The organism is Photorhabdus akhurstii (assembly GCF_018448925.1).
Classification (GTDB): domain Bacteria; phylum Pseudomonadota; class Gammaproteobacteria; order Enterobacterales; family Enterobacteriaceae; genus Photorhabdus; species Photorhabdus akhurstii.
In genome coordinates this window covers 1-2,235 of the sequence record NZ_RCWE01000074.1, presented here as the reverse complement: position 1 = coordinate 2,235, position 2,235 = coordinate 1, and the positions used below count along the sequence as shown (strand labels likewise).

The 2,235-nt window shown below is 53.2% G+C and carries 1 tRNA gene and 2 rRNA genes; all 3 read right to left on the bottom strand.

What is annotated here, in order from left to right:
- Positions 1–894 (bottom strand): 23S ribosomal RNA (locus tag EAE93_RS23755); the annotation flags it as partial.
- Positions 895–1,079: 185 nt separating this feature from the next.
- Positions 1,080–1,155: transfer RNA gene (locus EAE93_RS23750), tRNA-Glu, on the bottom strand.
- Positions 1,156–1,237: 82 nt separating this feature from the next.
- Positions 1,238–2,235: ribosomal RNA gene (locus tag EAE93_RS23745) — 16S ribosomal RNA — on the bottom strand; the annotation flags it as partial.

The following is a 2,235-nucleotide window of genomic DNA, read 5'->3' as shown; positions in this document are numbered from 1 at the left end:
TCACCCCCAGCCACAGGTCATCCGCTAATTTTTCAACATTAGTCGGTTCGGTCCTCCAGTTAGTGTTACCCAACCTTCAACCTGCCCATGGCTAGCTCACCGGGTTTCGGGTCTATACCCTGCAACTACTTCGCCCAGTTAAGACTCGGTTTCCCTGCGGCTCCCCTATACGGTTAACCTTGCTACAGAATATAAGTCGCTGACCCATTATACAAAAGGTACGCAGTCACCCCACCCCAAAACGCTCCACTGCTTGATTAGTGTGTTGGGCGTCGCTGCCGCTCCGCCAACCGTCATCTGAGATGACGTTACGCATTTTGTGCGCCACGCAAAGCGAAACGCTTTGGTGGTGGGGCTCCCACTGCTTGTACGTACACGGTTTCAGGTTCTCTTTCACTCCCCTCGCCGGGGTTCTTTTCGCCTTTCCCTCACGGTACTGGTTCACTATCGGTCAGTCAGGAGTATTTAGCCTTGGAGGATGGTCCCCCCCTCTTCAGACAGGATTTCTCGTGTCCCGCCTTACTCGTCGAACTCACAGCCATACCACCTTCGAGTACGGGGCTGTCACCCTCTCTCGCCGGCCTTTCCAGACCGTTCCTCTGATGGCATCGCTGATGCTGGTTCTGGGCTGCTCCCCGTTCGCTCGCCGCTACTGGGGGAATCTCGGTTGATTTCTTTTCCTCGGGGTACTGAGATGTTTCAGTTCCCCCGGTTCGCCTCATTAACCTATGGATTCAGTTAATGATAGTGCAACGCATTGCACTGGGTTTCCCCATTCGGACATCGCCGGTTATGGCGCTTCATATCAGCTTACCGACGCTTTTCGCAGATTAGCACGTCCTTCATCGCCTCTGACTGCCTAGGCATCCACCGTGTACGCTTATTCGCTTAACCTCACAACCCGAAAAGGTCTCGGATTGTTCAGCTTGAGAGACTCCTCAATAATACCTTGTCGATATTACTGAGTGTTTCAATTTTTCAGCTTGTTCCAGATTGTTAAAGAGCTTATATCGCTAAACAGATTCCTAAAATCCGCTTAAAGATACATCGACAACGCCTTTCACCCGTTATCCCGCAAGTGGCGTCCCCTAGGGGATTCGAACCCCTGTTACCGCCGTGAAAGGGCGGTGTCCTAGGCCTCTAGACGAAGGGGACCCTATGGTCGGCTTCGCAGACTCCCTTGCTCTCGACTTTCATCAGACAATCTGTGTGAGCACTGCACTCAACCTATCTCAGGTAAGGAGGTGATCCAACCGCAGGTTCCCCTACGGTTACCTTGTTACGACTTCACCCCAGTCATGAGCCACAAAGTGGTCAGCGCCCTCCAAAAAGGTTAAGCTACCGACTTCTTTTGCAACCCACTCCCATGGTGTGACGGGCGGTGTGTACAAGGCCCGGGAACGTATTCACCGTAGCATGCTGATCTACGATTACTAGCGATTCCGACTTCATGGAGTCGAGTTGCAGACTCCAATCCGGACTACGACAGACTTTGTGTGTTCCGCTTGCTCTCGCGAGGTCGCTTCACTTTGTATCCGCCATTGTAGCACGTGTGTAGCCCTACTCGTAAGGGCCATGATGACTTGACGTCATCCCCACCTTCCTCCGGTTTATCACCGGCAGTCTCCTTTGAGTTCCCACCTCGACGTGCTGGCAACAAAGGATAAGGGTTGCGCTCGTTGCGGGACTTAACCCAACATTTCACAACACGAGCTGACGACAGCCATGCAGCACCTGTCTCTCAGTTCCCGAAGGCACTTCGCTGTCTCCAGCAAATTCTGAGGATGTCAAGAGTAGGTAAGGTTCTTCGCGTTGCATCGAATTAAACCACATGCTCCACCGCTTGTGCGGGCCCCCGTCAATTCATTTGAGTTTTAACCTTGCGGCCGTACTCCCCAGGCGGTCGATTTAACGCGTTAGCTTCGGAAGCCACAGCTCAGGGCCACAACCTCCAAATCGACATCGTTTACAGCGTGGACTACCAGGGTATCTAATCCTGTTTGCTCCCCACGCTTTCGCACCTGAGCGTCAGTCTTCGTCCAGGGGGCCGCCTTCGCCACCGGTATTCCTCCACATCTCTACGCATTTCACCGCTACACATGGAATTCTACCCCCCTCTACGAGACTCCAGTCAACCAGTCTTAGATGCCGTTCCCAGGTTGAGCCCGGGGATTTCACATCTAACTTAATTGACCGCCTGCGTGCGCTTTACGCCCAGTCATTCCGATTAACGCT